Origin of the sequence: Lysobacter sp. 5GHs7-4 (assembly GCF_021284765.1) — a bacterium.
Classification (GTDB): Bacteria; Pseudomonadota; Gammaproteobacteria; order Xanthomonadales; family Xanthomonadaceae; genus Lysobacter.
This window is the reverse complement of record NZ_CP089924.1, coordinates 3,212,382-3,235,548: the sequence shown is the minus strand read 5'-3', so window position 1 is coordinate 3,235,548 and position 23,167 is coordinate 3,212,382. Positions and strand designations below refer to the sequence as shown.

The 23,167-nt window shown below is 66.0% G+C and carries 25 protein-coding genes; 18 read left to right on the top strand and 7 right to left on the bottom strand.

The window, feature by feature from the left end; translation table 11 throughout:
• The first annotated feature begins 9 nt into the window (after nucleotides 1-9).
• From LVB77_RS14540 to LVB77_RS14500, 9 genes are all read left to right on the top strand, one after another.
• The gene (locus LVB77_RS14540; protein ID WP_232906809.1) at nucleotides 10-234 is read left to right on the top strand and encodes a hypothetical protein; all 225 of its coding nucleotides are present in this window, start codon (nucleotides 10-12) and stop codon (nucleotides 232-234) included.
• Entirely contained in the window at nucleotides 227-2,299 is a 2,073-nt protein-coding gene (locus tag LVB77_RS14535) for a hypothetical protein (protein ID WP_232906808.1), read from the top strand. The genes LVB77_RS14540 and LVB77_RS14535 overlap by 8 nt, the downstream gene beginning before the upstream one ends.
• Nucleotides 2,299-2,883, top strand: coding sequence for a DUF2460 domain-containing protein (locus LVB77_RS14530; RefSeq protein ID WP_232906807.1), 585 nt, complete (start codon nucleotides 2,299-2,301; stop codon nucleotides 2,881-2,883). Before LVB77_RS14535 ends, LVB77_RS14530 begins: the two co-directional genes overlap by 1 nt.
• The gene (locus LVB77_RS14525; protein ID WP_232906806.1) at nucleotides 2,880-3,776 is read left to right on the top strand and encodes a DUF2163 domain-containing protein; all 897 of its coding nucleotides are present in this window, start codon (nucleotides 2,880-2,882) and stop codon (nucleotides 3,774-3,776) included. Before LVB77_RS14530 ends, LVB77_RS14525 begins: the two co-directional genes overlap by 4 nt.
• Nucleotides 3,773-4,216 carry an NlpC/P60 family protein gene (locus tag LVB77_RS14520; RefSeq protein WP_232906805.1) on the top strand — a complete coding sequence of 148 codons (444 nt, stop codon included), beginning with the start codon at nucleotides 3,773-3,775 and terminating at the stop codon, nucleotides 4,214-4,216. Before LVB77_RS14525 ends, LVB77_RS14520 begins: the two co-directional genes overlap by 4 nt.
• Complete coding sequence (locus tag LVB77_RS14515; RefSeq protein ID WP_232906804.1) at nucleotides 4,216-7,479, top strand: phage tail protein; 3,264 nt, start codon at nucleotides 4,216-4,218, stop codon at nucleotides 7,477-7,479. The genes LVB77_RS14520 and LVB77_RS14515 overlap by 1 nt, the downstream gene beginning before the upstream one ends.
• A complete protein-coding gene (locus tag LVB77_RS14510; RefSeq protein WP_232906803.1) occupies nucleotides 7,476-8,144 on the top strand; it encodes a DUF2793 domain-containing protein in 669 nt (222 codons plus the stop codon). The genes LVB77_RS14515 and LVB77_RS14510 overlap by 4 nt, the downstream gene beginning before the upstream one ends.
• Complete coding sequence (locus LVB77_RS14505) at nucleotides 8,141-8,848, top strand: LamG domain-containing protein (RefSeq protein ID WP_232906802.1); 708 nt, start codon at nucleotides 8,141-8,143, stop codon at nucleotides 8,846-8,848. The genes LVB77_RS14510 and LVB77_RS14505 overlap by 4 nt, the downstream gene beginning before the upstream one ends.
• A gap of 122 nt (nucleotides 8,849-8,970) precedes the next feature.
• Entirely contained in the window at nucleotides 8,971-9,219 is a 249-nt protein-coding gene (locus tag LVB77_RS14500) for a hypothetical protein (protein WP_232906801.1), read from the top strand.
• 212 nt (nucleotides 9,220-9,431) lie between these two features.
• On the opposite strand, the gene LVB77_RS14495 is transcribed toward LVB77_RS14500, so the two are convergent.
• A complete protein-coding gene (locus tag LVB77_RS14495) occupies nucleotides 9,432-9,815 on the bottom strand; it encodes a hypothetical protein (protein ID WP_232906800.1) in 384 nt (127 codons plus the stop codon).
• Between the two features lie 362 nt (nucleotides 9,816-10,177).
• Here LVB77_RS14495 and LVB77_RS14490 point away from each other — a divergent pair, with 362 nt between their 5' ends.
• From LVB77_RS14490 to LVB77_RS14465, 6 genes are all read left to right on the top strand, one after another.
• Complete coding sequence (locus tag LVB77_RS14490) at nucleotides 10,178-11,509, top strand: hypothetical protein (protein WP_232906799.1); 1,332 nt, start codon at nucleotides 10,178-10,180, stop codon at nucleotides 11,507-11,509.
• A gap of 133 nt (nucleotides 11,510-11,642) precedes the next feature.
• Entirely contained in the window at nucleotides 11,643-13,136 is a 1,494-nt protein-coding gene (locus tag LVB77_RS14485; RefSeq protein ID WP_232906798.1) for a VCBS repeat-containing protein, read from the top strand.
• Nucleotides 13,137-13,141: 5 nt separating this feature from the next.
• Nucleotides 13,142-13,420, top strand: a complete 279-nt coding sequence (locus tag LVB77_RS14480) for a hypothetical protein (RefSeq protein WP_232906797.1) — start codon at nucleotides 13,142-13,144, stop codon at nucleotides 13,418-13,420.
• A gap of 239 nt (nucleotides 13,421-13,659) precedes the next feature.
• The gene (locus LVB77_RS14475) at nucleotides 13,660-13,977 is read left to right on the top strand and encodes a hypothetical protein (protein WP_232906796.1); all 318 of its coding nucleotides are present in this window, start codon (nucleotides 13,660-13,662) and stop codon (nucleotides 13,975-13,977) included.
• Nucleotides 13,978-13,991: 14 nt separating this feature from the next.
• Nucleotides 13,992-14,474, top strand: coding sequence for a hypothetical protein (locus tag LVB77_RS14470; protein ID WP_232906795.1), 483 nt, complete (start codon nucleotides 13,992-13,994; stop codon nucleotides 14,472-14,474).
• A gap of 177 nt (nucleotides 14,475-14,651) precedes the next feature.
• Complete coding sequence (locus LVB77_RS14465) at nucleotides 14,652-15,608, top strand: hypothetical protein (protein ID WP_232906794.1); 957 nt, start codon at nucleotides 14,652-14,654, stop codon at nucleotides 15,606-15,608.
• Between the two features lie 146 nt (nucleotides 15,609-15,754).
• Here LVB77_RS14465 and LVB77_RS14460 read toward each other — a convergent pair whose 3' ends face one another.
• Nucleotides 15,755-16,585 (bottom strand): hypothetical protein, encoded by an 831-nt coding sequence (locus tag LVB77_RS14460; protein ID WP_232906793.1) that lies wholly within the window; start codon nucleotides 16,583-16,585, stop codon nucleotides 15,755-15,757.
• A 504-nt stretch (nucleotides 16,586-17,089) separates the two neighbouring features.
• Between LVB77_RS14460 and LVB77_RS14455 the strand changes: the two genes are divergently transcribed.
• Entirely contained in the window at nucleotides 17,090-17,746 is a 657-nt protein-coding gene (locus LVB77_RS14455; RefSeq protein ID WP_232906792.1) for a hypothetical protein, read from the top strand.
• Between the two features lie 64 nt (nucleotides 17,747-17,810).
• On the opposite strand, the gene LVB77_RS14450 is transcribed toward LVB77_RS14455, so the two are convergent.
• The 5 genes from LVB77_RS14450 to gcvA all read right to left on the bottom strand — a co-directional run bounded on the left by LVB77_RS14450 (nucleotide 17,811) and on the right by gcvA (nucleotide 21,319).
• Nucleotides 17,811-18,500: an MliC family protein gene (locus tag LVB77_RS14450; protein WP_232906791.1), complete on the bottom strand. Its 690-nt coding sequence runs from the start codon at nucleotides 18,498-18,500 to the stop codon at nucleotides 17,811-17,813.
• Nucleotides 18,501-18,670: 170 nt separating this feature from the next.
• On the bottom strand, nucleotides 18,671-18,937 hold the full coding sequence (locus LVB77_RS14445; protein WP_232906790.1) for a hypothetical protein: 267 nt from the start codon (nucleotides 18,935-18,937) through the stop codon (nucleotides 18,671-18,673).
• A gap of 100 nt (nucleotides 18,938-19,037) precedes the next feature.
• The gene (locus LVB77_RS14440; protein WP_232906789.1) at nucleotides 19,038-19,580 is read right to left on the bottom strand and encodes a hypothetical protein; all 543 of its coding nucleotides are present in this window, start codon (nucleotides 19,578-19,580) and stop codon (nucleotides 19,038-19,040) included.
• A gap of 72 nt (nucleotides 19,581-19,652) precedes the next feature.
• Nucleotides 19,653-20,369: a Sir2 family NAD-dependent protein deacetylase gene (locus tag LVB77_RS14435; RefSeq protein ID WP_232906788.1), complete on the bottom strand. Its 717-nt coding sequence runs from the start codon at nucleotides 20,367-20,369 to the stop codon at nucleotides 19,653-19,655.
• Nucleotides 20,370-20,410: 41 nt separating this feature from the next.
• Complete coding sequence (gcvA, locus tag LVB77_RS14430; RefSeq protein WP_232906787.1) at nucleotides 20,411-21,319, bottom strand: transcriptional regulator GcvA; 909 nt, start codon at nucleotides 21,317-21,319, stop codon at nucleotides 20,411-20,413.
• A 133-nt stretch (nucleotides 21,320-21,452) separates the two neighbouring features.
• Between gcvA and LVB77_RS14425 the strand changes: the two genes are divergently transcribed.
• Together LVB77_RS14425 and LVB77_RS14420 are read left to right on the top strand one after the other, a co-directional pair.
• Complete coding sequence (locus LVB77_RS14425) at nucleotides 21,453-22,277, top strand: MBL fold metallo-hydrolase (protein ID WP_232906786.1); 825 nt, start codon at nucleotides 21,453-21,455, stop codon at nucleotides 22,275-22,277.
• Nucleotides 22,274-23,140 carry an MBL fold metallo-hydrolase gene (locus tag LVB77_RS14420; protein WP_232906785.1) on the top strand — a complete coding sequence of 289 codons (867 nt, stop codon included), beginning with the start codon at nucleotides 22,274-22,276 and terminating at the stop codon, nucleotides 23,138-23,140. Before LVB77_RS14425 ends, LVB77_RS14420 begins: the two co-directional genes overlap by 4 nt.
• Nucleotides 23,141-23,167: the final 27 nt, after the last annotated feature.

Genomic DNA, 23,167 nt, shown 5'->3' with positions numbered 1-23,167 from the left:
GAGCGAGCCGTGTGGCTCGCGTACCGCGCCAAGCGCGGGCCGCTGAATCCCATGCTCCGGACGGATGCGGCCTTCGGCCGCCTCTCCGTCTTGCTGAGCCAGGTCCACCAGTTGAAGCACCAGAGCGGCCGCCCCTTGGGCATGGCCGACTTTGTCCCGTACGCGAGCGATGAGGAAGAAGAGGCATCGATGGAAGAGCTGGCCGCACTACTGACGGGGCCCCAGCATGGCTAGTCGCAGCCTCGGTACCCTGACCCTGGACCTGGTGACTCGCATTGGCGGGTTCTCGGATGGGCTCAGCAAGGCTGCCCGGACCATGGACTCGCGCTCGAAGGAAATCGAGCGGCGCGCCAAGGCAATGGGCAAGGCAATGGGCGCGGCGATCGCCACCGGCGCCGGCGTGGCCGCGACCGCCCTGGGCATCTACATCAACAACACGATTGAGGCCGAGAAGGTCCAGGCGCAGCTCGCCGCGCGCATTAAGGACACGTACGGCGCCGCCGGCCGCTCCATCGAGCAGCTCAACGCGCAGGCGGAGAAGCTGCAGAACACGACCATCTTCGACGACGAGTCGATCGGTCAGGTGCAGGCCATGCTCCTGACGTTCAAGAAGATCGAGGGAACCAACTTCGACGACGCCACGGCCGCGGTGCTGGACCTGTCGACGGCGATGGGCACGGACCTGAACTCTGCCGCTTTGCAGCTCGGTAAGGCGCTGAATGATCCGGTGAAGGGCCTGGCCGCGCTGTCTAAGGCCGGTGTGCAATTCAGCGCCGATCAGAAGCAAATGATCAAGGACATGGTTGCAGCTGGCGACGTCGCCGGCGCGCAGCGCGTGATTCTGAAGGAACTTGAGGGGCAGATGGGATCTGCGGCCGAGACCGCGCGGGACACGCTCGGTGGCGCGCTCAAGGCGCTGCAGAACAGCTTCAACAACCTCCTGGAAGGTGACTCCGGTTCTGATGGAGTTCGGGGTACTCGGGACGCCATCGAGGAACTTATCAAGACCCTGAATGATCCCGACGTAAAGTCTGGAGTAGACAGGATGGTAGGTGGTCTGGTTCGGATCACAAGCGCTGCCGCAGAACTGATCGCCAAGGTGGTGGACGCCGGCGACGCATTATCCGAGTTCTTCTCTGCAAACGAGGGCAAGAGCACCATTGCGCTGGAGAACCAGCGTGAGGAGCTTGATCGTCAGTTCTCAATCCAGTCGCGCGTCGCTAGGAGGTTCGCCTTCGTTCCTGGCCTGGGAGCGTTGAGCCAATATGACCTGAAGAACACGAAGGAAGCGATTGCTGACCTAGATCGTCAGATTAGCGAGCGCTACAGGCGGGGGATGTTTTCCGACATCGTTTCCACGGTGGATGGAACATGGATGAAGCCCAAGCCAGAGCAAGCCGATGCAGGCGGGGGGGGCACTAAGGGCGGAGGCGGGAAGCGTCGATCTGCTAAAGCAAACGAGGCAAAGCCGGAGCCCGAGTACGACTTCGACGCTGCACTGCGCGAATCCCAGGCCAAGATGAAGAAGCAACTAGATGAGGTGCTCGAGTCGCAGAACGAATCCATCGGCAAGTGGGCGGAGCTTCGCGCCGAGCTTGCCGGACCGCTGGCAAAGGCCGAGTTCGAGCACATCCAGCGCCTGGAGGAGATCGACCAGCTGGGCAAGCGCGCCGGCGCGACGGCGGAAGAGATCGCCGCGGCGAAGGCCAAGGAGACGGCCGCGCACGAGAAAAACACGGAGGCGATGAAAAAGCAGATCGAGGTCGCGAAAAACCCGGATCTCGTCGAGGCTTTGGACAACTTCCGGCAGATCGGGTACGACTTCCTCGTTGACCTCCCCCGTGAAGGGCTGGGCTCGTGGAAGAACATGCTCCGCGATCTGGAATCGATGATCACGCAATGGGCGGCGAAGGGGATCATCGACAAGCTCTTCGGGCCGGCCGGCGACACCGGTCAAGGCACCGCGGGTGGAGACCTTCTCAATCGCTTTGGTGGTTGGCTATCCGGCCTCTTCGGCGGCGGCATGGCCAGCGGCGGCACCACCTTCCCCGGCACCTTGTACCAGGTCAACGAACGCGGACCGGAGCTGCTGAGCGTCAGCGGCAGGGACTACCTGATGATGGGTGCCGGCGCCGGCCGAATCACGCCGAACCACGCACTAGCCCGCGGCGGCACCGGACGGATCATCCAGCAGACCTTCAACCAGGTCATCAATGGCCCCATGACGCGCCGCACTTCCGAGCAGGCTGCGCGCGAGAACGGTCGCAACGCCCGCCGCGGACTCGCTAGGACCGGCTAATGAGCTTCGTCAATGTGAGGATGCCCACCTGCGTGGCCTACGGCTTCACGGGTGGTCCGGCGTATTCAACGCTTGTGGTTCCGCTGGAGAACGGCCGGGAACAACGCAACCGCCAGTGGTTTTACCCCCGGCATCAGTACTCCGCCCAGTATCTCAATCTCGACCTTGAAGCTCAGCGGCTGGTGCTGGAGATCTTCCACGCACTGGTCGGGCAATTGCACTGCTGCCGGTTCAAGGACCACAACGACTACCAGGCCTTCGACGAACCTCTGGCGCCAGCTATCGGCACGTCTACCGCAGTCCAGCTGATCAAGACCTATTCCATGGGGCCGCAGGCCACCACCAGGCTGATCCAGGCGCCGGTTGCTGGAGCGGTGATCAAGCGTAACGGCGTGGCCGTCGCTGGAACCCTGGACGTGGAAACGGGCCTCTTCACTCCTGACGCGCCGTGGGCCAGCGGAACCTACACCTGGACTGGCGAGTTCGATGTCTGGGTGCGGTTCGCCTCGGACTACAACGCCTTCCAGATCGGAAACGTGGATGCCCACACCGCTGATATCGAGCTGATCGAGGTGCGCCGATGAAAAGCATCCCGATCGCGCTTAAGAACCACTTGGCGCTCTCGGCCACCACCTGGTGCTTCCTGCTGTTGGTGATCTGCAAGGACGGCACGCAGCTCGGCTTCACGAACCTCGACGCCAATCTGACATATGACGCCGGCGGCGGCGATGTGGTGTACCAGGCCAGCAACGGTTTCACACCATCGCGCCTGCAGATGTCGGCCGACATGTCGGTGGACAACGCCGAGTTCGAGGGCTGGGTCATGGACTCGGGCATCACCGAGGCTCAGATCCGGGCAGGCTTGTTCAGCTTCGCTCGTGTGCGCGGTTACCGCGTCAACTTCATGGACCTATCGCAAGGCCATGAGGTGCTGCTGCGCGGCACGCTGGGTGAGACCACTTTCACCGAGACCAGTTGGGTCACGGAGTTTCGCAGCCTCACCCAGCAGCTGATGCAGGCAACGAATGCCCGGTACTCGCTGACCTGCCGCGCGCGGTTCGGCTCTCAGGTGGGCGATGAGCGCTACCCCTGCACCAAGCCATTCACCTGGCTATCCGGCAGCGTCACGGCGGTGGACGGCCCGGAGCCGCAGCGCGTCTTCACCGACTCAGCGCTGTCCCAGCCGGATCACCACTTCCGTCCTGGCGTCGTGCACTGGCTGACCGGTTCCAACGCCGGCGCCGAAGTTGAGGTGGACGACAGCGACACGGGCGTAATCGAGTTGACCTTCGATCTGCCGTATCCCATCGAGATCGGCGATGAGTTCGAAATTCGCCAGGACTGCGACAAAACCTTCGAGATGTGCCGCGACGTGCACGACAACGTGCTGTTCTTCCGCGGTGAGCACCTGATCCGGATCGCCGACGCCGACAAGGTGATGGTCCCCGGGGCACAGATTCCCCGCGTCGGCGCATGAACCACGTCAAGGCGGCACGCGAGCTGGTGGGAACCCCCTGGGTCCACCAGGGAAGGGGAGCGGACGGAGTGGACTGCATAGGCCTCCTGGTGCGCGCGTTGCACGCGGCCGGCGTGAACCTTGGCGACGTGACCGACTACGGGCGAAACCCGCATGGTGGGCTCCTGGAGGGCCACCTCACGCGCGAGTTTGGACCCCCGATCCTGAGCGGCAGCGGTATCTGCGCGGCCAGCCTGCTGGTGGGCGACTTGGTGGTGATCGCCTTCAAGCGCGCCCCTCGGCACGTCGCCATCGTTGGGGATCACTGCCAGGGCGGCTTTTCCCTGATCCACACCTACCAATCGACCGCTGTCAATCGCGTGACCGAGCACCGTCTTGATCATCGCTGGCTCCGCCGCCTGACTGGCGTTTGGCGCGTTCCATCTGAGAGGTTCGCCTAATGTCCGGCTCTACCATTGGTGGTGTTGTCGGCGCTGTGGTCGGCAGCTTCATTCCCGGCGTAGGCACGCAAATCGGCTGGATGGTCGGCTCCGCAATCGGCGGCTACGTTGATCCAGACGTCATTAAGGGGCCGCGCCTCACCGACGCTACGGTTCAGACCTCGACCGTGGGCGGCATCATCACAGACGGCGACGGTGCGTTCCCGACGACCGGAAACCTGATCTGGTGGACGGACCTGAAGGAGACGAAGAAGAAGGAGCGTAGCGGTAAGGGCGGTCCGGTCCAGGTCACCTACCACTACTCCCGAAGCTATGCGATCGGCATCTGCCTCGGCCCAATCGCCGGCATCAAGACCATCAAGCGCAACGGCAAGGTGGTCTACGAATCTGGGACCAACACCGAGAACGAGTACGTTGACGGGAACGGCAGTCCGATCTCCGAAGCCGTCGCCACGGCCATCCGTGCGAACAACGCCAAGTTCCTGGACAAGTGCACCATCTACCTCGGCACCGATGACCAGATGCCGGACCCGACCATCGAGGCGGTCGAGGGGGTAGGCAACGTCTCCCCATTCCGCGGCCTGGCCTACGTCGTCATCCACGACGACGACTTGACCGACTTAGGCGGTGCTGTTCCGCAGTACGAGTTCGTGGTGGTCACCGAGGGCGCCGCGGTCGAGCACGACTGCGAGCGCAATGTCTTCTTCGCCGCGCCGGCGCCCGATGGCGAGCTGTACACCACGCAGGATCCGAACAATTGGTCGAACGCGAACAAGATCGACACAGGTCTGGATTCCGTCGACATGGCCTATGCCAAGGAAGGGCTGATCTTTGCCTTCGGCACTCTCGACGGTGTTGGATCCGGCCGCGTCAGCAACAACTCTGGCTTCAGCTGGAACGACGTCGGCAACATGCCCAACGACACGGTCAATTCGATGCTGTGGGTTAGCGACGCGAATCGCTACCTGCTGAGCACGCAGGTCTCTGGGCTCTTTGCGGTGACGTCCGGCGGCGCATTGACGTCGCTCCCCGCGGAGATGCCGCGGTCCTACTACGGCCTCGCGGCCATCGGGCTGACCGTCATCGCAGCCAGAACCGGTGGTGTGGAGCGATCCATCGATGGCGGGTCTACCTGGTCTGCTGTCTCGCTCCCGGCCGGTGTCGATGTTCACTACGTCTGTGCGAGCGGATCTGCATTCGTGGCGTTCTATGCCACCGGAGGGATCAGTTCAAGTCCTACCGGTGCGCCGGGAACGTGGACGGACCGAACGAATCCTGCTGGGTTTGAAACAGCATCTGGCTTGGCCTTCGGTAACAACACCTTTGTTGCTGTCGTCGGCGCTGGCACTGTCATTCGAAGTGGCGACAACGGCGCTACTTGGGTTATCAGTGCGGATGCCGTCAGCGACGGCGGGTTCGGCATGACTCAAAACCTCTATTACGACGCCGTGAGTGAGGTTTTCGTCTGGCTGGGCAGCACCGCGGCCGCGTTCACGTCCTACGACGCGGACATCTGGACCGAGACCGCAACGACGGGCGTCGGCGGTATCGAGTATGTCACCTCGCTTAGCGATGGCCTGCCCCCGGGCGTGGAGATTCCGGACGCACCAGGGTTCTACGTGATGCCCGACGGCACGATCCGCACCAACTGCACCGGGGGCACCATTGCTCGCGACCGCATCGTTCTTGGAACTGTGGTGGCCAAGCTCTGCCGCAGTGTCGGGCTGCAGGACGAAGATTTTGATGTCAGTGAACTTACCGACCTATTGGACGGGCACAAGCGAGCCGCCGACTCGACCCCGGGCGGCTACATCAGCCAGCTGTCGCAGACGCACTTCTTCGACCCGAGCGAATGGGATGGCCAGCTGCGGTTCAAGAAGCGCGGTGGCAATCCCGCGTTCGTCCTGGATCTCAACGACCTGGCTGAGCGCGACGGCGCGGCGATTGAGGAACGGACGATCCAGGAGCCCGAGCTCCCGCGCAAGATCACGGTGGGCTACATCGATCCTGGCGCGGGATTCGCAGTGAACACCCAAGCCTGGGAGCGCCGCGCCGGTACGGTTGAGGCTAAGGCCGAGACCAGCTTCGAGGCCGCGATTTGCATCACTGCGGACGAGGCCGCGGGCATAGCCGAGAAGCGCGGCAAGGTGGCGTGGTCGGAGGGCGACGAGTTCAAGTTCCACTTGCCGTACGCATGGAGTCACCTGACGCCCACCGACGTCGGCACGATCACAGACCGCCGCAACGCCACCCATCGAATCCGCCTCATGCAAGTCGAGGAGGAGGGCGGGGTGCTCATGGTGCAGGCGTCCAAGGACCGGGCCCGGAACTACGTATCGACGGCCATCGGCGTACTGCCGCGACCGCCAGTGATCAACACGCCCGGCTTGATCGGCAGCACGATCCTGGAAGTCCTGAACATCCCGATCTGGAATGACGCCGACGACGAGCTGGGCGTCTACGTTGCGGCGCGCGGCGCGCTCCCGGGCTGGACCGGTGCAGAGCTGCAGCTGAGCAGCAACGGCGGCGCGACCGGAGACCCCGTCGCCCAGCTCACTGAGGCCGCCACCATTGGCTACACCCTGACGGGCCTGGCCGCGGCCTTCGCTGAAGCGCCCAGCCTACAGACGGTGGACGTATGGCTGCCGGATCCGCCGGAGAGCGTGGATTACGCGACGCTGCTGCGCTACTACAACCGCGCTGTCATCGGCGACGAGGTGATCCAGTACCAGACGGTGGCCTCGCTGGGGAATGGGCAATACCGCCTCAGCGGGCTGCTGCGCGGCCGCTACGCGACGGAACCCGTCCAGCAAGCCGCCGGCGTGCGCTTTGTCTTGCTGGACTCCGCCGTGAAGTTCCTGCCGATGCAGCGATGGATGCTTGGGCAGCCGCTGCAGGTGCGGGCGGTGTCCTACAACACCAGCCCGGACGCCTACGCCTGGATTCCGCTGCAGATCGACACCGCACAGTCCCAGACCGAGTGGGCTCCGTTCATGGTACGTGCGAACGTGGTTGGTGCGGATCTAGTCGTGACCTGGGTTGGCCGCGGTCGCCTGGGCGTGGACAGCAACGCCTACCACTCCAAGTACTTCGCGGGCTACCGGATCACCTACGACGACGGCAGCGGCCCCGTCAGCTACGACATCACCGGCACCACGCACACGCTCGCCGGCGGCGCCTCAGGCGGGCCGCGGGCGATCACGGTGGCCGCGCTCAACTCCATCACGGGCGCAGGCCCGGCAAGCGAAGAGATCACCGCATGAGCATCCCCTACACGGAATGGCCCAGCGGCGCGCTGCAGGGCAGCGCTCCGGTCAACGACACGTTCCAGATCCTTGGGTGCCTGGTGCAGTGCGCCGTCGAGACCGAGACGGCGACGCCGCCGACTCCAGGCCCAGAGGACGACGTGGGCAAGGCCTGGATCGTCGGCGCCAGCGCCACCGGTGCCTGGGCCAGCCACGACACCGCCATTGCCCTATACACGGGCATCACCGACGCGCCGTGGCGCTTCCTGGCCGCGCGAGAGGGTTGGCTGGCCAGGGACAAGACGGCGAACCGGCACAAGGTCTTCGACGGCTCTGCGTGGGCCCCGTTCACTACCGGCGAGCTGAACTTCGCCGCGGTCACCGACATCAGCGGAACCAGCCATGACCTAGCCCTGGCCGAAGCCGGCTCCTACCTGCGTTTCAGCAACGCCAGCACCAAGACGCTGACGGTGCGCGACAATGCAGATATCGCAATCCCGGTGGGCTACGAGTTCCACGGCCGCAACGCCGGCGCTGGTCTGCTGACCATCATTGAAGACACCGCCGTCGATATCGCGCTGCCGTCAGGCGGAACGCTGGAAGTGCCCGAGGGCGGTACCTTCACGCTCAAGAAGGTCGCGACGGACACCTGGGACCTGTTCGGCGTCACGGTGGCAGCGTGATCCCCGGGATCGTCGCCGGCGCCGCGATCGACAGCGGCAGCTTGGCCACGCTCTACAGCGAGACGATTGCGGATTCTCCCGCGCTCTACCTGCGCTTCGGCGATCCTTCCGGCACAACCGCCACGAACGAGGTGGGGGCGAGCGGCACGTACTCGGCGGGCATTGCATTAGCCCAGACCGCGCTCTATCCCGGTGGTCTAACGTGCGCGCTGTTCACCGGCGGCACCCAGGCGGTCACGATTCCTGCGTCGACTCTGACCGCCGCGACCAACATGACTCTGCGCTACATCGTCAAGCCGACTTCGGTGTCGGGTTTCCAGATGCTGCTGTGCCGGGACAACTTGGCGTCGCCCCGCAAGTTCCAGTCCCGCATGAACGGCGCCAGCCTGGAGTTCGTGAAGATTTCCGGTGGGGTGGAAACGATCTCAAAGGCCAGCGTGTTCGCGGCCAATGTGACGACGATGATCCACATCGTCATCAACGGCGGGGCGGGGACCATCAAGTTCTACCAAGACGGGACCGAGATCCACAGCACCACGATCGGGGCGACCGACTACGGAGACGCCGTGCAGGATCTGCGCTTCGGCTACAACGCCGGCGGCGCCGCGGGCTACAACGGCTATGCCTCAGAAGTGGCGGCCTTCCCCAGTGCGCTGAGCGCTGCTCGCGTCTTAGTTCATGCCCAGATGGGTGGGTTTGCCTGACCATCGGTCGCAGCCCTTGAGACGCCCGGCGCTATCCTGGCCCGGTGATCGACCCCGCTGACCCTTTGCTGCCTCCGCTGCCTGCCGGATTCACCTGGGTCCAGCCCAAGGCGGTTGGACCCATGACAGATCGCATTGCCGCCTGCCTGGGCGACATCGAAGTGGGCACGGTCTTCGAGCGCCTCCAGGAAGGCTATTTCAGCCAGGTGGGGCGGCATCGCGACATGCAGACGCTGCAGACGCAAGGGTTCCATGAATTCGAGCCTGCCTGCCGCTGGGTGGCCAGATGGGTTGAGCTGCGCGAGCCTATGATTCGCGCGGAGGTGCAAGCTCGGCTGGATCGCAGGCGTGGCTTCGGGCAGGGGAACTAGTACGTGGGATCACACGTCTTGCGCGCAAGCGCTGGGGACTTAGCAGAATTTCCCCAACGTGTCCCGGAAACCCCGCTGTGACGGCCTCTCCGGGTCCTATTTCCGGCACCAATACCGCAAAGGCCCGCTCACGCGGGCCTTTGTTTTTGGAGCAGCCGGTGCGGACGCGCCGTCCGTCACCGCTTGCGAACCGATACGTCGAATGCGTCCGCTCAGTAGGGCACGTAGGCCTGGAAACCCTTCTTGTTGGCGATGTACTGGAAGCTGCCCGACGCGATCTCCTTGCCGTTGGCTCTCGCGGTCCACTGGTACGTGCCCGGGTGCATGCCCGCATCGGTGAAGTCGTCCGGATAGGTCACACGGCCCGCGCGGTCTCCGTTGTTGACGGGGGTTGCGGTCGCTTTGGACACCTTGCCGCTGGGTTGGGTCACCTCGTAATAGACGACCGGTTCGCGGTCCGCGAACTTCAGACCTGCACTGAGCGAAACCGAGGCGTGGACGCTGAGCAGCACTGCATCCTTTTCTTTAGCAGCGCTGGCTGTCGAAGCGAACAGGCAAGCCGATAGGAACGTGGCGGCGAGAACGTGTGCTTTCATCCTGCAGCTCCCTTGAGATTATGCGGCTTCAATCGCGGCCGGCCCCGGAAACACGCGCGCATCCGCATCGGAGGTGTCCCACAAAACCCGGGGGGCAGATGCAGATTGCCACCGAGTCACGAAGGCTGGCCGACTGCCAGCTGAAGCCCTCTGGCGTTGATTCGCCGGCAATTTGTGCGGTTTCTGCGCGTAAAACGTGCGCGTAGTCGTTCGACGCCAGACAGACACGGATCGCATCCTCTCTCGGCGGCAGAGCGTTCGCTGGGCGCGCCGGAACGTGTGCTCACGGGTGATCGGCCGGGGCGCCGACTGCTAACCTGATGGCAGGGGGCCGCAACGCGCGGCAGCAGGGATAGAGACAAATGGCATCGTACGGTTTGCGCTGCGAAATGTTTGCGGGTTTGGGGCTGGCGCTTTGCCTGCTGTTCGCGCCCGCGCCGGTCGGCGCCCAGACACCGTCGCCGGCAACCGGTGCCACGCCGGAATCGGACACCGCCAGGTTCGTACGCTACACGCGCGCGCTGGAGGTTTCGCCCGATCGCGCCGACGCGCGCGAACTTCGCCAATGGCTGCTGAAGTGGGCCGTCGAAAGTCCCGACTACACCGTCACCGTCTGCGACCTGCTCGACCTGGACAACGTCGACGAGAGAGCCACGCCGCATGCCGGCGAGGTGCTGCTGCAGACGATGTACGGCAATGCCGCGTTTCAGATCGAACACGGCGCCGACGCCGACGAACTGTCCAAACAGGTGGCCGCGGTCGAAAGCGCGCTGCGCGTCTACACCGCGTACGTCGCCCAGAACGCGAAAACCCGCATGCCGCATCTGGATGCCTTGATCGCCAAGCGGGACGCGGGCGCGCTGCGCGCCTACCTGTCGCCGATGGTGCAGGCCAAGTGCAAGTCCGCGACGGCGGGCGCGGCGGCTGAAGCGGCGAAGCCGTCGTCGCCACCGTTCCTGGGCGGCTTCCTGCGCGAATCGCACGTGGTCTATCCGCTCAAGCTCGACGGCTGGGAGATGCTGGGCGAGCAGCGTTACGACTCCCAGGAAGCCGGCGCGTCCGTGCGCTTTCAGCATGCCAAGGACCAGGCCGGCTGGATCGACGTGTTCTTCTATCCGGTCGGCGTGCTGTCCGAGGCCGAGATCGCGACGATGGCCGGCACCGAACGGCAGAGCCTGATCGACGCCTGGGGCAAGGCGATGCCGGATCCGCAGGGCATGCCGAGCGTGGCGGCCTTGCGCGTGCCGGCCGGTGCACGCCCGCCATCCGACGCTAGCCGGACTGATGGGATCGCCGCTTATGCGGTCGATTTCGCCTATACCCGCGACGGCAAGGCGCTCAGTTCGGCGATGGTGTTCGCGGTCCACCGCATGTACGCGATCAAGTTCCGCTACAGCACGGAGGCGGCGAAGATGTCGCGCGCCCAGGTGCGGCAGGCGTTGGAGCGATTCGCACGGCAGCTGCTGCCGCGCCTGGAGATCACCAGCACCGGCGGCTGCTGGTCGTCCCCGAAAAAGAGCCTGGCCAAGGGCGGCCAAGACGCGCAAGCGCCTCAGTACGATGGATGCGCCGGTGCCGAGCCGATGCATCCCGACGTCAAGGACGGCATGCGCGAGTTGCGCTTCGAGTACCGGGCCGCAGACCCGGCTCCGGCGAACCGTCCGTTAAGGGCCGGGCGTTCGGGAGCAGGTTGATGCCCGAGCGGCCCGCAATGCGCCAGGACGGTGCCTGAAACGCCCCGTCCGATGGACAGAAGCTGCCAGCCCGGCACTAGAATCGCGCACCAGCTCAGGGGCGAAGGGAAGCTAGGCGATGGGGATACGCTTGATGGCCACGGCCGTGGCATTGGGGTTGAGCAGCTTGGCCGGCCTGTACTGGCTTGCATCGCAACCCGAGGCGCAGCGGCCTTCGCCGCAGCGCGAGCGGCTGCGTACGGCGCCGTCTGCGCCACGCGTGCAGCCACCGCTGGCGTATGCGCCACGCGCACCCTCGACGGCCAGCCTGCCGGCGCAGGCGACCGCCGATCCGGCGGCCGCCCTGCAGCGTTTGGCTGTGCTGTCGCTGGGCAGTCCCGTCGATGCCGTGTCCATCGGCGACGTCACCGGCGACGGCCGCAACGATGTCGTGGTGTCCACGCACCAGAACGCGGCTGGATCGGGCAATTCCCACGACGGCGATTTCAAGGTCTCGGTGTTCGTCCAGCAAGCCGACGGCACCCTGGCGGCCCCATTGACGGCTCCGTTCCCCGGCTTCCTGATGCACTTGGAGAACAAAAGCCTGGCCCTGGTCGATCTGAACAAGGACGGCCTGCGCGACATCGTGCTGGCCTACGGCGACGGCCTGTACGTGTTCGAAGGCGCCGCCGCCGGCCAGCTCAGCGGGCGCGCCGTGCCGGGTTTTAGCAGCGAGGTGTCCGCGCTGGCCACCATGGACGTCAACCGCGACGGCAACGCCGATATCGCCGCCTTCGACGGTTTCCGGGTCCGCATGTTCCTGGGCGACGGCCAAGGTGGGCTCAGCCTTGGCTACACCTTCTCGACCACGCCGGTGGGCGTGACCAACCTCAACTCGCATATGGCGGCGGGCGATCTCAATGGCGACGGTCTGGTCGATCTCGCCTTTTACGACGGCAACAATCAGGGCGCCATCTACTTGCAGACCTGGGCCGGCCTGTTCGAGCTCTGGCCCTACATGTTCAATCCGTACCCGGCGGTGTATTTCACCGCGATGGCGGTGGCCGACTTCGACGCCGACGGCGATCAGGACTTCCTGCTCGCCACGCGCCAAACCGACCGTACTCGCCCTACCTCCAAACTCGACTTGTACCCGCAATCCCATGGGCAGTTGCAGGCGCCCGTGCGTTGGGGCCAATACCACGTAGCCGCTTCGATGATCGGCGCCGACATCGGCGGCGATGGGCGTCAGGACTTGATCGCGGTGCGCAGCCTGCCCAACGAGAACGCAGTGATCGGCTACTCGCGGCAAAAGCCCGAGGGCGGCTTCGACACCGAAGTCTGGTTTCCGCTGACGCGCTTCATGTACAGCACCAGCCCACGCGGACTGGCGGCAGGCGATTTCACAGGAGACGGTTGCACTGACATTGCCGTCGGCAGCGGCAGCGATCTGGTCCTGTTCAAGGCGCAATGCGAACCGCCGATGACGACCGGAGGCCGGTTGCCGCCCGAACTGCTGGTGGCGCCTGGCGGCGCTTCCGCCGGCGCGGTTTCGTTGCAGGCTCCAGTGGTCAGCCAGGGCAGGGCCAACCGGGCGTGGCGTACGTCGAGCTCCCGCACCGAGTCGCATCGAACGCAGCTGCGCTGAAGCCCATGGGGCACGCGATTCTGGCTTTCATCAAATGGTTCGCCGCCGCGGCGGTCGTCGGCTTGATCGCCGGTGGCGTGGTCGGCGGCATGATGGGGCACGACGTCGAGTCGTCGCGGCAGGCCGGCCGTGCGCTGGGCATGCTGATCTGGCCGCTGGTGCTGGCTGTCGCGTTGCTGGGTACGGTGTTCAGCGTGTCGCGCGAGAAGAAGCGTCGTGCGAAGGAGCTGGCTGGGCCGCGTATCAGCGAGCAGTTTCGCTCGGGTAGTAACGGCGCACCCTGATCGCGGCAGCGAGACGTCTGAAATGGACCCTAGCACCTTCCAGCTTCGCAGCTACGTCTGCAGAAGCGGCTGCGGCTACTTCGTGTCGAAGCGCCTGGACGAAGTGCCGTTGACGCCGGTGGTGCCGCCGCCCCCGAAGTCTTGGCGGGGCAATTGCCGGTCAGGTCGGCCCAAATAATGGGTAACCTAATCTTCCGTCGCGTTGAAGGGCGATTCAGGCGCAAGTTCAGGGGAACCGTATGAATTCATCTTACGCGTTAGCTTGGAACGACTATCGACGGCGTGTTCGCTGGTTCCTGGGTGTCTGGTTGGGCGGCTTCGTGATCGCGGCAGCGGTGGGTATGGTGCTCGATCATCTGTCGACCGGAGAGTGGGCGATGATCGCGGTAGGCGGGATCTGGCTATCTTCGTTTGCGATCGCGGGTTTCCGCCTTCAGGCCTTCCGCTGTCCCCGTTGCCAACAACCGTTTTTCAACCAGCGGTGGAGCTACTGGCCGTTTGCTGGAGCATGCTTGCACTGTGGCCTGCCTCGGACGCAGGGCATCGAAAAATCTTAGGACGAGAGGTGTTCATGAGCGTTCGATGGCTACCGCTTTTGCTGCTACTGGTGCTGCCATGCGCAGCGCGCAGCGCGGACTCGCGGCCCGACATCGTAGGGGCCTGGACCTGCGGTCCGTACGAGACGCAGGGCCCGGAACTCGCGATTTCGGCACTGGATCGCCGCGTCTACTCCGACGACGGCCACTACACCCAGCACGATTTCGCCACCTACACCCGCGCGGATATCAAAATCCACACCGAAGCCCGGCACACCGGCACTTGGTCGCTGCAGGGCGACATGATCGAGGTCCGGTTCACCTCGTCGGAATTTCTGTCGTCCGATCATCCTGCGGTCACGGTCGCCAAAGGGCAGGCCACGCTGGACGCCATGCGCGCGCATAAGAACTCCGAGGCCAAGCGCATCCTCAAGTTCGACCGGCAAAGCATGACCACAATCGCGGTGGACCCGACAGACAAGCAGGCCGCGGTAGAGGTGTCCTGCCTCAAGGGTTAGCGGAGGGGGCGACGCAGGCCGAACCGGCGTGCCCGGCTGGTAGGGGCCGGCAAACCGCCCTAAGACCTGCGGCCGCCGCTACCTGCTTTCGGGGATTCATGCCCAGTCGGGCCGTCCGTACCTTGTGAGCGATCAACACGCATCGCCGTGTCCATCGCGCATACAAGGAGGCATCCGATGGGGAACGTCACCAAGGGGCAATCCACGACCGGGAAAACGGCCGTGCAGAAAGGTACCGAACAGATCGTTCGTGACGCCTGCCAATACTCGGGCCACTACCAGACTCCCTGCGCCGACAACATCAGCTATGCAGGGCTGAGCGCGTACCTGAATCTGGAAGCAGGCAAAGCCATGTCCTGGCGCCCTGTTACCTCCGACGAACGGATCGCCCATTACCGTGCAGTCGAGAAACTGTCCAGCGAACTCGGCATGAGCGACGGCCATCGCCTGGACGTGCTGAAGGAAGGTTATGGTGCGCTCAACGGCAGCGGCCGGACCAAACACCTGGAGAACGCACACATCCCCGCACCCTCGCTGGCGCGGCCGACCGACGCGGCCCAGGCCAGCAGCAGTGCGCCCGCCGCCAGCAGCAGCGCACCCGCGCAGCCCGAGCACGCGCCCAAGACGGTGGAAGACCTGGACACGCTGTTGGCCAATCCGCGCAGCTACGTATCGCTCAGCGGGCAAAAGCGCGAGCACCTGTTGACGCTGCAAACCAATCGTCTGGCGGAGGTCGTCAACGCGGATTCGGACTTCGTCGCCAAATCGGGTCCGTACTGGAACCTGGAGCCATCAAAGCAGCAAGCCACGGCCGACCACGTATCAGACAACTTCAACGCGGAGCTATGCCACAAGGTGGGCGCGGCCTTTGCCACCAATGCGCTCCCCTCCGCGGCGTTTGTGGCCGGCAAGGACGCAGCGATGAACGCGGTCCACCTGGGCTACAACCTGTATGGCCAGGATGCGTCAGGCGCGCCGGCGGCGCTCAAGCTGTTCGGTCAAGCCGCCGTGGCCATCAATCTGGCGGCCAACCCGCAGACCACGATGGCCGGGCGCGGCGTGGACAGCATCCAGGAACTCAGCATGGGGTTCAGTCCGGATGGCCATAGCAATGCGCCGATGCGCAGGCACTGAAGCTGCGAGCAAGATAGCGCGCTCGGCTTGCTCCTCGGTCAGCGACGAAGCAGGGGCGAAGTAAGCAAGGGAAAAGTCGACTTTCCAAAAGCCACTCTGTCCGTGTTTCGTACTGACGATGCGCGTGGGATAACGCGCGCCCGGACCTAGTTGTGCGAGCGTTCGACCTTGAGCCGCGCACGCGACTTCTCATCGCCCAGCGCCGCGCCGCGTTCGAGCAGCGCGAGTGCGGCTGCACGGTCTGCTTCGCTCCTACGTTCCAGTCGCATGAGCGCGGCGTTGTACGCGGCGATGGCGCTGCCTTTTGCCGCGGCGTGCTCGAAGCCGGCGAGCGCTTTGTCCGGGCACAGGAAAAAGACGTCCCAGCCTGCGGCGGCGCGCGTCAGCATGTCGGCATCGTCTTCAGCGACCTGGTCTTGAACGTAGGCGGGCCAGCCGGCGGCCAACGGAACGAGCACCTCGGAGCCCTTAGGCACGAAGTAGCTGCCAGCTCCCTCGCGGACGGTGAACGCCTGGCGCGTGGTGCGCCGCGTCCCATCCTTGGCCAGCCACAGGAAGCCGTCCTCGCCCTTGACCGGAAAGCCGTTGAGGGCTTTCGAGACCTGATCGGCCAATGACGGCACGCCTGGTTCCGGCGACACGCCGCTCCACGACGCGATAAGTTCGACGCGCTCCACCTTGCCGTCGAGCTTGGGTCTCACCGCGTCCGCTATCTCGTCGATGGTGAGGATGCGCATATCTCCGTCGTACAAACGCCAGGGGCTCGCCTGCAGGCCGATCGTGAAGAGCGCGTCGCTGTCCGGTACCGCCTCCATGTATTCGTACACCGCTTGGCTGGCGTAAACGCAGTCGGTTGCGTCCTGTTTAGGGGAGCAAGTCGTCACGCTGATCGAGCCCGACAAAGGCAGGTGCGATGTATCGCAGGCCAGCGTGGCGGGACTGAGCAGGCAGAGGGCGAGCAGGGCAAGTTTCTTCATGTGGGAATCATGAAAAAGTGGTGGATAAGCGCTGCGGCCAGAGTGCGCCATCCATACCGTCTCGGCAACTCGATCTGAGGCCTGCCCGTGGCGAGACCTGCTCTGCAAGATGCGGCTCTGCAGCAGATGACGGCCGCCGCAGGTGCCGTGCTCGCGCCCGAGCAGCTCAACTGGGCCCGGATCCCGGCCGCCTCGATCATGCCTGGTCAAACCCTGCCGGCAGCTTTGTTAGCTGCGTCCTACGCGCATCGTCCCGTGCTGGCGCTGTGTCGGCAGTCGTCGTCGATCGCGCCCCGTGCGGTTCACGGCGCAAAGACGGTGGCGTTTATCCCTTCAGCACCGGAGCGAAACCAGCGGGTTCGGCGTGCGCGAATGCTGCGCGCCGTGTCCTGGCGGCAGTACCTGCGCCCGCGCGATTCGCGGAGCCGTACATCGGCGCGCCAGGGCTCGCCGCAGTTTGCGAGCGGTCCCGGCGCGCCCATCCACCACCAACAGGAGCGTGCCATGGGATGGGAAAACGTTTATCCGAGTAAAACCGACATCAAGAAGCCCTTGCAGCAGCAGAGCATCTACGCGCTGGTGTATGAGCACCTGCAAACGGTGCCGGCGACTCCGAAGGCCGAGTGGGACAAGCAGATCCGGGCCTTGCCGGGCAGCCTCCAGCAGCCTTACATCGACAACCTGCGCAAGTGCGCCGTCTGCGTGGCGCAGGTGTGGGGCGTGTTCGCGCAGATGAGGGAGGCGCTGGAGTCGATGGGGCCGATGGTGAGGGCGCTGACGGCCTTCGTGCCCTCCAGTGGACCCGCCAGTTGGAGCGATCTGGTCTCGATCGCGGCCGATGTGGCCAGCGACTACCTCGGCAGCTATCGCAATGCGGTCACCACCAAGATCCAGCCCGACGCGCTGTCGCAGGAGCAGCTGGCGATCCTGGCCCTGCTCAATCCGGCCAACTGGAAGCCGAACCAGACCGTGGGCCAGTGGGCGACGGAGCTGCTGGACATCGGCGAGTATGGGATCCGGCTGGTGGAGTCGGCGAAGGATCCCAGCCGCATCCATAAGGTCAACGTCGATGCGATGGCGGAGTACATGCGCGTGGTGCGGCCGTTGCTGTATTGCTATGTGCGCGATCGCGGCAACCTGCCGTTGACCAGCGTGCACTGACGGATCTGCAGCCACGCGGCGGCGTTCGTCTGGGCGAACGCCGCCTGCAGGGCCTGGCCGCCGCTTATTTCACCGGCTTGCAGCTCAGGGACGTGCCGAAGAAATCCAGCGTCGCCGTGCCCTGATGTTCGCTGAAGTCCACGCCCTCGACCGCGTAGTGGGTGCCGCTGGCGCTGGGCTGTTGCAGCGCGATGGCGCGGTCGCCGGCCCAGGTCAGCACGACGGCCTTGGGTTCGAAGTCGTTGTAGTACACGGCGCTGAGGCGGCTGTCCTGATCGCCGCAGTCGTAGCTCACCGCAGGCGGCGTCGTCACGTCGGGGCGCAGGAGGTTCAGCTCGACGATGCGCACTTGGTAAGACTCCCGCACGCAGCGGTGCTTGTCTTCCGCTTTCCAGCACTCGTCGCGGCCCTTCACCCAGCCGCGTTGTTTGGCGGTCTCGCTGGCGGGCGCGTTCGGGCGGGCCTGCGTGTCGGCCCAGAGCTTGGCCAGTTGCCTGTCCAGCGCGGCCAGTTCGGCGTCGTTGCAGACCAGGGTTTCGGCCTCGCTTTGCGCCTTGGCGCAATCGAACGAGGGCGGGGACAGCGCAGGTGGCGCGGCTTTGTCGATGGTGACGGCCGTGGTCGCGTTGTTGGCTGACGAGGCGGCGGGTGCGGTGGTCGCGGTTGCGGCAGGCGTCGTCGGTTCGGCGGCCGGTTTCGGCTGGCAGGCGGTCAACAAGACTGCGGTGGCTGCGAGGCAGGCGATGCGGTGCATGGTGCGGTTCTCCAAAGGCCGTGACGCCGAATTATAGAAACGCGACCGCGTGTGTCTGCCGGGTTATTCGGAGGCTGGCCGGCTGCGGTTCATTCCCAGGCGACAGATGCACAAAACAAGCGCTTTCGGACTGGACTCTATGCGCGCTTGGCATCGCTCGCTGCCTGGGCTCAGCGCCTGCCCGATCCCGCAGTGCGGATCGTGTACCCAAGCAAGCCCAGCCACACGCCCAGCGCCACCACGGTGGGCACCTGGAACTGGCTGGAGCTGCCGAGGGTGAAGCTGCGGGCGGTGAAGAAGATCATCGCCCATAGCGCGAGGTTCACGCCCACGACGGTCCAGCGCGCCTTGTGGCGGGTGAGCAGGGCGATGATGGTCGGCATCAACGCCACGGGTGCGGTGGCGCAGAAGAACAGCAGGAACAGGGTGTGGGTCATGGCGGCGGGCGTCCGGGCTGCGGGCGCGATGCGCGTCGCGTTGGGCTTGTGCGGCGCCAGGATACCGGGGGACGGCCGGGCTTGCGAACCGCAACCGCGCTCAGCGTTGCGAGCGCGCGGCCCAGCGGAACAGCAGCGCCGAGCCCGTCCACAGCGCGATGAAGACGCCGGTCAACAGCGCTTCGTAGCCGTAGCCCAGGGCCACGGCGATGCCGGCCGTGGCGGCCTGCGCGGCGGCGGTGGCGGCCAGCGCCCAGGCCATGCCGCGCGGGCGGAAACGCGCGGCCAGCGCGCCCAACACCGGCACCAGCAGCACGCCGTCGAACATCCAATTGGCGGGGTTGTGTTCGCTGCCGATGATGCCGACCGCCAGATTGACCCAGATCACCATGAAGCCGGTGGCCGCCGCCACCGCGATGCCGGCGCGATAGGCGAGGTGGTCGTTCATGCGCGCGCCCAGCTCCATCACGCCGCAGGCGCACAGCACGATGGCGGTGAAAACGATGAAATCGCCCAGGCCCCAGGCGACCTCGGCGGTGAGCTCCATGGCCAGCCAGGGCAGCAGCATCACCGTCACGGCGGCGCCCCACATCGCCACGCGCCAGGGGCTGCGCGGCCAGTCGTTGCGGACGGTCTCGGTCATGTTCGGGCCCCTGTCTGCGTGTGCAGGCAGGTTCGGGCCGGCGTGTGCGAGCACGATGGCGGTTGTGTGAAGTCAGGGCGAAGTGGCGGCCGCCTGCGCCAGCCAGGCCTGCGTCAGCGCCGGGACGCGTTCGGTAGCCTTGCCGCGTTGGAAATCGAAACCGTCGGGCACGCTGTCCATCTCCAGCGACACCAGCACCTTCTCGGCGGTGGCGTGGGCGGCCCAGACCAGCGAGGCGGCCGGGTGCACGCTCAGCGAGGTGCCCACCACCAGCACCTTGGCCGCGTCGGCGACGTGCGCGCGAGCCTCGTCCATGTACTGGGTCTGCTCGCCGAACCAAACGATGTCCGGGCGCAGTTGGGTGCCGTCGTCGGCCAACTGGCCCAGTGCGATCGGCGCATCGTCGATGCGATAGCGCTTGGGCTGGGCGGCGGTGCTGCGCGCGTAGGCGAGTTCGCCGTGCAGGTGGATGACCTGGGTGGAGCCGGCGCGCTCGTGCAGGGCATCGACGTTCTGGGTGATCACGATCACCTCGTACGCGGCCTCTAGCGCGGCGATGGCGGCATGCGCTGCATTGGGCTGCGCGTGCCACGCCTTGTGCCGGCGTTCGTTGTAGAACGCCAGTACCGCCTCAGGGCGCGCGCGCCAGCCTTCGGGGCTGGCGACTTCGTGCCAGGCGTACTGGTTCCACAAGCCGTTGCTGTCGCGGAAGGTGGGCAGGCCGCTTTCGGCGCTGAGGCCGGAGCCGGAGAGGACGACGATCTTGTTGGCTTGCACGGCTGTGGGCATGGGCGGTCCGGATCGGGAACTAGAGGGCGTACACCGTCGGCTCAGGTCGCGCGCGCGTCGTCGGCTTCCTGGCGCAACCAGCGACAGAAGGCCGCCACGGCCGGCGACGCGACGCCGGGCTTGCGCACCATCCAGAACGCGTAGGCGTTGGGCAGGATTTGATCGAAGGGCCGAATCAGACGTCCTAGGCGCAGATCTTCCGCCACCAGCGGCGCCACGCCCAATGCGATGCCGTGGCCGGCGATGGCGGCTTCCTGCGCCAGGTAGATGCTGGAGAACACCGGGCCGCGTTCGGCCTCGATGGGGTCGACGCCGGCGGCGCGCAGCCAGGCCGGCCAGTCCGGCACGCCGCTGCGACCGGCCGCGCTTTCGTCGTGCAGCAAGGTGTGGCGGCGCAGGTCGTCGGCTTGCGTGAGCGGACGCTCGCTGTCGTGCAGCAAGGCCGGTGCGCAGACGGGAAACGCCGGTGCGTCCATGAGTTTCTCGGCCTCGACGTACCCGCCGGCGCCGTAGCGGATGGCCACGTCGACGCCGTCGCGCGCGAAATCGCTGTGTTCGTTGCCGGTGTCGATGCGCAACTTGAGTTCGGGATGATCGCGGTGGAAGCGGTGCAGCCGCGGCGCCAGCCATTTGGCGGCGAAGGATTCGACCGTGCTCACGCGCAGGTGCGCGGCGGTGGGCGCGGTGGCGCGGTCCAGGGCCAGGTCGAGCAGACCGAAGGCCTCGGCCAGCGAGTCGGCCAGCGCCGCGCCCTGCGCGGTCAGCTCAACCGCACGATGGCCGCGATGGAACAGTTTGACGCCCAGGTGTTCCTCCAGGTGCTTGACCTGGTGGCTGACCGCGGCCGGGGTGACGAACAGCTGCGCGGCGGCGGTCTGGAAGCTGAGGCTGCGCGCGGCCGCCTCGAAGGCCCGCAGGGCGTTGAGCGGAGCGGGGCGGCGCGGCTTCACGGGCGTCTGAGCCTGCGGTGACGGGGCTTCATCCTATCAAGTTAGTTTTGCTAACGCGGTGGCGAAAATTGATCGTTTGTCGCGCGCGCAGGCGCTGGCAAAGATGGCGTCCTCGACCTGGAGGACGGCGACGATGCGGGTGCAACCGGTAGCGGAGCAGGTGTGGATGTTCGTCGGCGACGACCACGAATCGGTGGCCACCGCCTTCATCGACGGCGACGACGCCTTGCTGGTGGACGCGCTGGGCAGAACCGACGACGCGCTGCGTCTGCGCCAGCTGCTGTGCGAGGAGCGCGGCAAGACCGTGCGCGCGATCGTCGCGACGCACTGCATGAGCGACCACATGGCCGCGCTGCCGCTGTTTCCGCAGGCCCTGCGCATCGCCCAGCGCCATTACCGGCATACCTTCCTGCACCAGAACCGGCGCGAGGACGCGTACTACCTGGAGCCGCAACTGGTGTTCGACCATGCCATGAGCCTGCGTTGGGGCGCGCACGAGCTGCGCCTGCTGCACAACCCCGGCAAGACCCTGGACCACATCAGCGTGGACGTGCCCAGCGCCGATCTGGTTTGCGCCGGCGACAACATCGTCGGCCGCATCGTCTACCTGTCGCGCGCCGATCCCATGGCCTTGCGCGCGGCGATCCTGCGCTTGCGCGAGTTCGGACGCGGCAGCGTGATCGGCGGGCATATCGGCTGCTTCCCTGCGGTGGTATTGGACCAGGCCTTGCACTACCTCGACCGCTTGCGCGACACGGTGGTGGGCATCCGCGCCAGCGCCACGTCGCGGCAGGCCGATGCGCGCATCGCCGCGATTCCGATCGAAGCCTGCCTGGCGCCGCAGGTGCAGGCGCTGGCGTTCGAGCGCGACTGGCACGCGCGCAACCTGGAGGCGATCGTGGCGCAATCGGTGTTCGCGCTGGATGCGGCGATGGCGCTGCGCGAGGCGCGGGCATGAGCGTGCACGATCGCGGCGGCGGTACGCGTTGCAGCCGCCGTCAGTTCATCGGCGCGGCGGCGGGACTGACGGCGCTGGCGCTGCTGCCCGGCGGACGCGCGCGCGCGGCTGCGGGCGGCGCGGGCTTGCGCATCCAGCGCCTGGCCTGGGCCGGCGTCCGTCTGCAGCTGCCGCAGGCAAGCTTGTTCATCGATCCGCTGATCGATCCCGATGCCTGGGGCGCCGCTCTGAAGGACAGGCTGATACCGGTGAACGATGCCTCCGCCGAGGCCTACGTGGCCGTCACTCACACCCACCCCGATCACTTCGATGCCAAGGCGGTGGCGCAGGCCCTGGCCCAGGGCGGCACGCTCGCCTATCCCGCGGGCACGAGTCCGCTGCCGCTGCCGCCGCGCGCACGCGTACGGCCCAGCGCCTTGTGGGAACCGCAGTTGCTGGGCGACTACACCGCCACGCCGGTGCCGGCGTCCGACGGTTACGGCGACACCCAGGTGTCGTGGGTGGTGTCGGCCGGCGGGCGGCGCATCTTCCATGGCGGCGACACTCTGTGGCATGGCTATTGGTGGCGCATCGGCCGCCAGTTCGGTCCGTTCGATGCGGCCTTCCTGCCGGTCAACGGCGCGCGCTTCGGCTGGCGCAAGCCGGTCAGCGGGCAGCCGGGCGTGCTCACGCCGGAGCAGGCGGTCGCGGCGGCGACGATCCTGGGCGCACGGCGGGTGGTGCCGATCCACTACGGCGTGTCGAGGTCGGAGGAGTATGTGGAAGTGGACGATCCGATCGGCCGCCTGCGCGCGGCCGCGCGCGATCGCGAAGTGCGCATCCACGCGCTCGCGCCCGGCGAATGGTTGGACTGGGACGATTGAACGCGGCGCGCGCATGCCGCGGCGCCG

What these genes read in the sequence shown, in the direction of transcription:
- LVB77_RS14525 (WP_232906806.1), top strand. Translation starts at nt 2,880, where the DNA reads ATGAAAAGCATCCCGATCGCGCTTAAGAACCACTTGGCGCTCTCGGCC.
- LVB77_RS14450 (WP_232906791.1), bottom strand. Translation starts at nt 18,500, where the DNA reads ATGCACCGCATCGCCTGCCTCGCAGCCACCGCAGTCTTGTTGACCGCC.
- LVB77_RS14520 (WP_232906805.1), top strand. Translation starts at nt 3,773, where the DNA reads ATGAACCACGTCAAGGCGGCACGCGAGCTGGTGGGAACCCCCTGGGTC.
- LVB77_RS14475 (WP_232906796.1), top strand. Translation starts at nt 13,660, where the DNA reads ATGAATTCATCTTACGCGTTAGCTTGGAACGACTATCGACGGCGTGTT.
- LVB77_RS14485 (WP_232906798.1), top strand. Translation starts at nt 11,643, where the DNA reads ATGGCCACGGCCGTGGCATTGGGGTTGAGCAGCTTGGCCGGCCTGTAC.
- LVB77_RS14435 (WP_232906788.1), bottom strand. Translation starts at nt 20,369, where the DNA reads ATGCCCACAGCCGTGCAAGCCAACAAGATCGTCGTCCTCTCCGGCTCC.
- LVB77_RS14455 (WP_232906792.1), top strand. Translation starts at nt 17,090, where the DNA reads ATGGGATGGGAAAACGTTTATCCGAGTAAAACCGACATCAAGAAGCCC.
- LVB77_RS14495 (WP_232906800.1), bottom strand. Translation starts at nt 9,815, where the DNA reads ATGAAAGCACACGTTCTCGCCGCCACGTTCCTATCGGCTTGCCTGTTC.
- LVB77_RS14470 (WP_232906795.1), top strand. Translation starts at nt 13,992, where the DNA reads ATGAGCGTTCGATGGCTACCGCTTTTGCTGCTACTGGTGCTGCCATGC.
- LVB77_RS14440 (WP_232906789.1), bottom strand. Translation starts at nt 19,580, where the DNA reads ATGACCGAGACCGTCCGCAACGACTGGCCGCGCAGCCCCTGGCGCGTG.
- LVB77_RS14480 (WP_232906797.1), top strand. Translation starts at nt 13,142, where the DNA reads ATGGGGCACGCGATTCTGGCTTTCATCAAATGGTTCGCCGCCGCGGCG.
- LVB77_RS14535 (WP_232906808.1), top strand. Translation starts at nt 227, where the DNA reads ATGGCTAGTCGCAGCCTCGGTACCCTGACCCTGGACCTGGTGACTCGC.
- LVB77_RS14465 (WP_232906794.1), top strand. Translation starts at nt 14,652, where the DNA reads ATGGGGAACGTCACCAAGGGGCAATCCACGACCGGGAAAACGGCCGTG.
- LVB77_RS14515 (WP_232906804.1), top strand. Translation starts at nt 4,216, where the DNA reads ATGTCCGGCTCTACCATTGGTGGTGTTGTCGGCGCTGTGGTCGGCAGC.
- LVB77_RS14460 (WP_232906793.1), bottom strand. Translation starts at nt 16,585, where the DNA reads ATGAAGAAACTTGCCCTGCTCGCCCTCTGCCTGCTCAGTCCCGCCACG.
- LVB77_RS14445 (WP_232906790.1), bottom strand. Translation starts at nt 18,937, where the DNA reads ATGACCCACACCCTGTTCCTGCTGTTCTTCTGCGCCACCGCACCCGTG.
- LVB77_RS14530 (WP_232906807.1), top strand. Translation starts at nt 2,299, where the DNA reads ATGAGCTTCGTCAATGTGAGGATGCCCACCTGCGTGGCCTACGGCTTC.
- LVB77_RS14500 (WP_232906801.1), top strand. Translation starts at nt 8,971, where the DNA reads ATGACAGATCGCATTGCCGCCTGCCTGGGCGACATCGAAGTGGGCACG.
- LVB77_RS14420 (WP_232906785.1), top strand. Translation starts at nt 22,274, where the DNA reads ATGAGCGTGCACGATCGCGGCGGCGGTACGCGTTGCAGCCGCCGTCAG.
- LVB77_RS14490 (WP_232906799.1), top strand. Translation starts at nt 10,178, where the DNA reads ATGGCATCGTACGGTTTGCGCTGCGAAATGTTTGCGGGTTTGGGGCTG.
- LVB77_RS14510 (WP_232906803.1), top strand. Translation starts at nt 7,476, where the DNA reads ATGAGCATCCCCTACACGGAATGGCCCAGCGGCGCGCTGCAGGGCAGC.
- LVB77_RS14425 (WP_232906786.1), top strand. Translation starts at nt 21,453, where the DNA reads ATGCGGGTGCAACCGGTAGCGGAGCAGGTGTGGATGTTCGTCGGCGAC.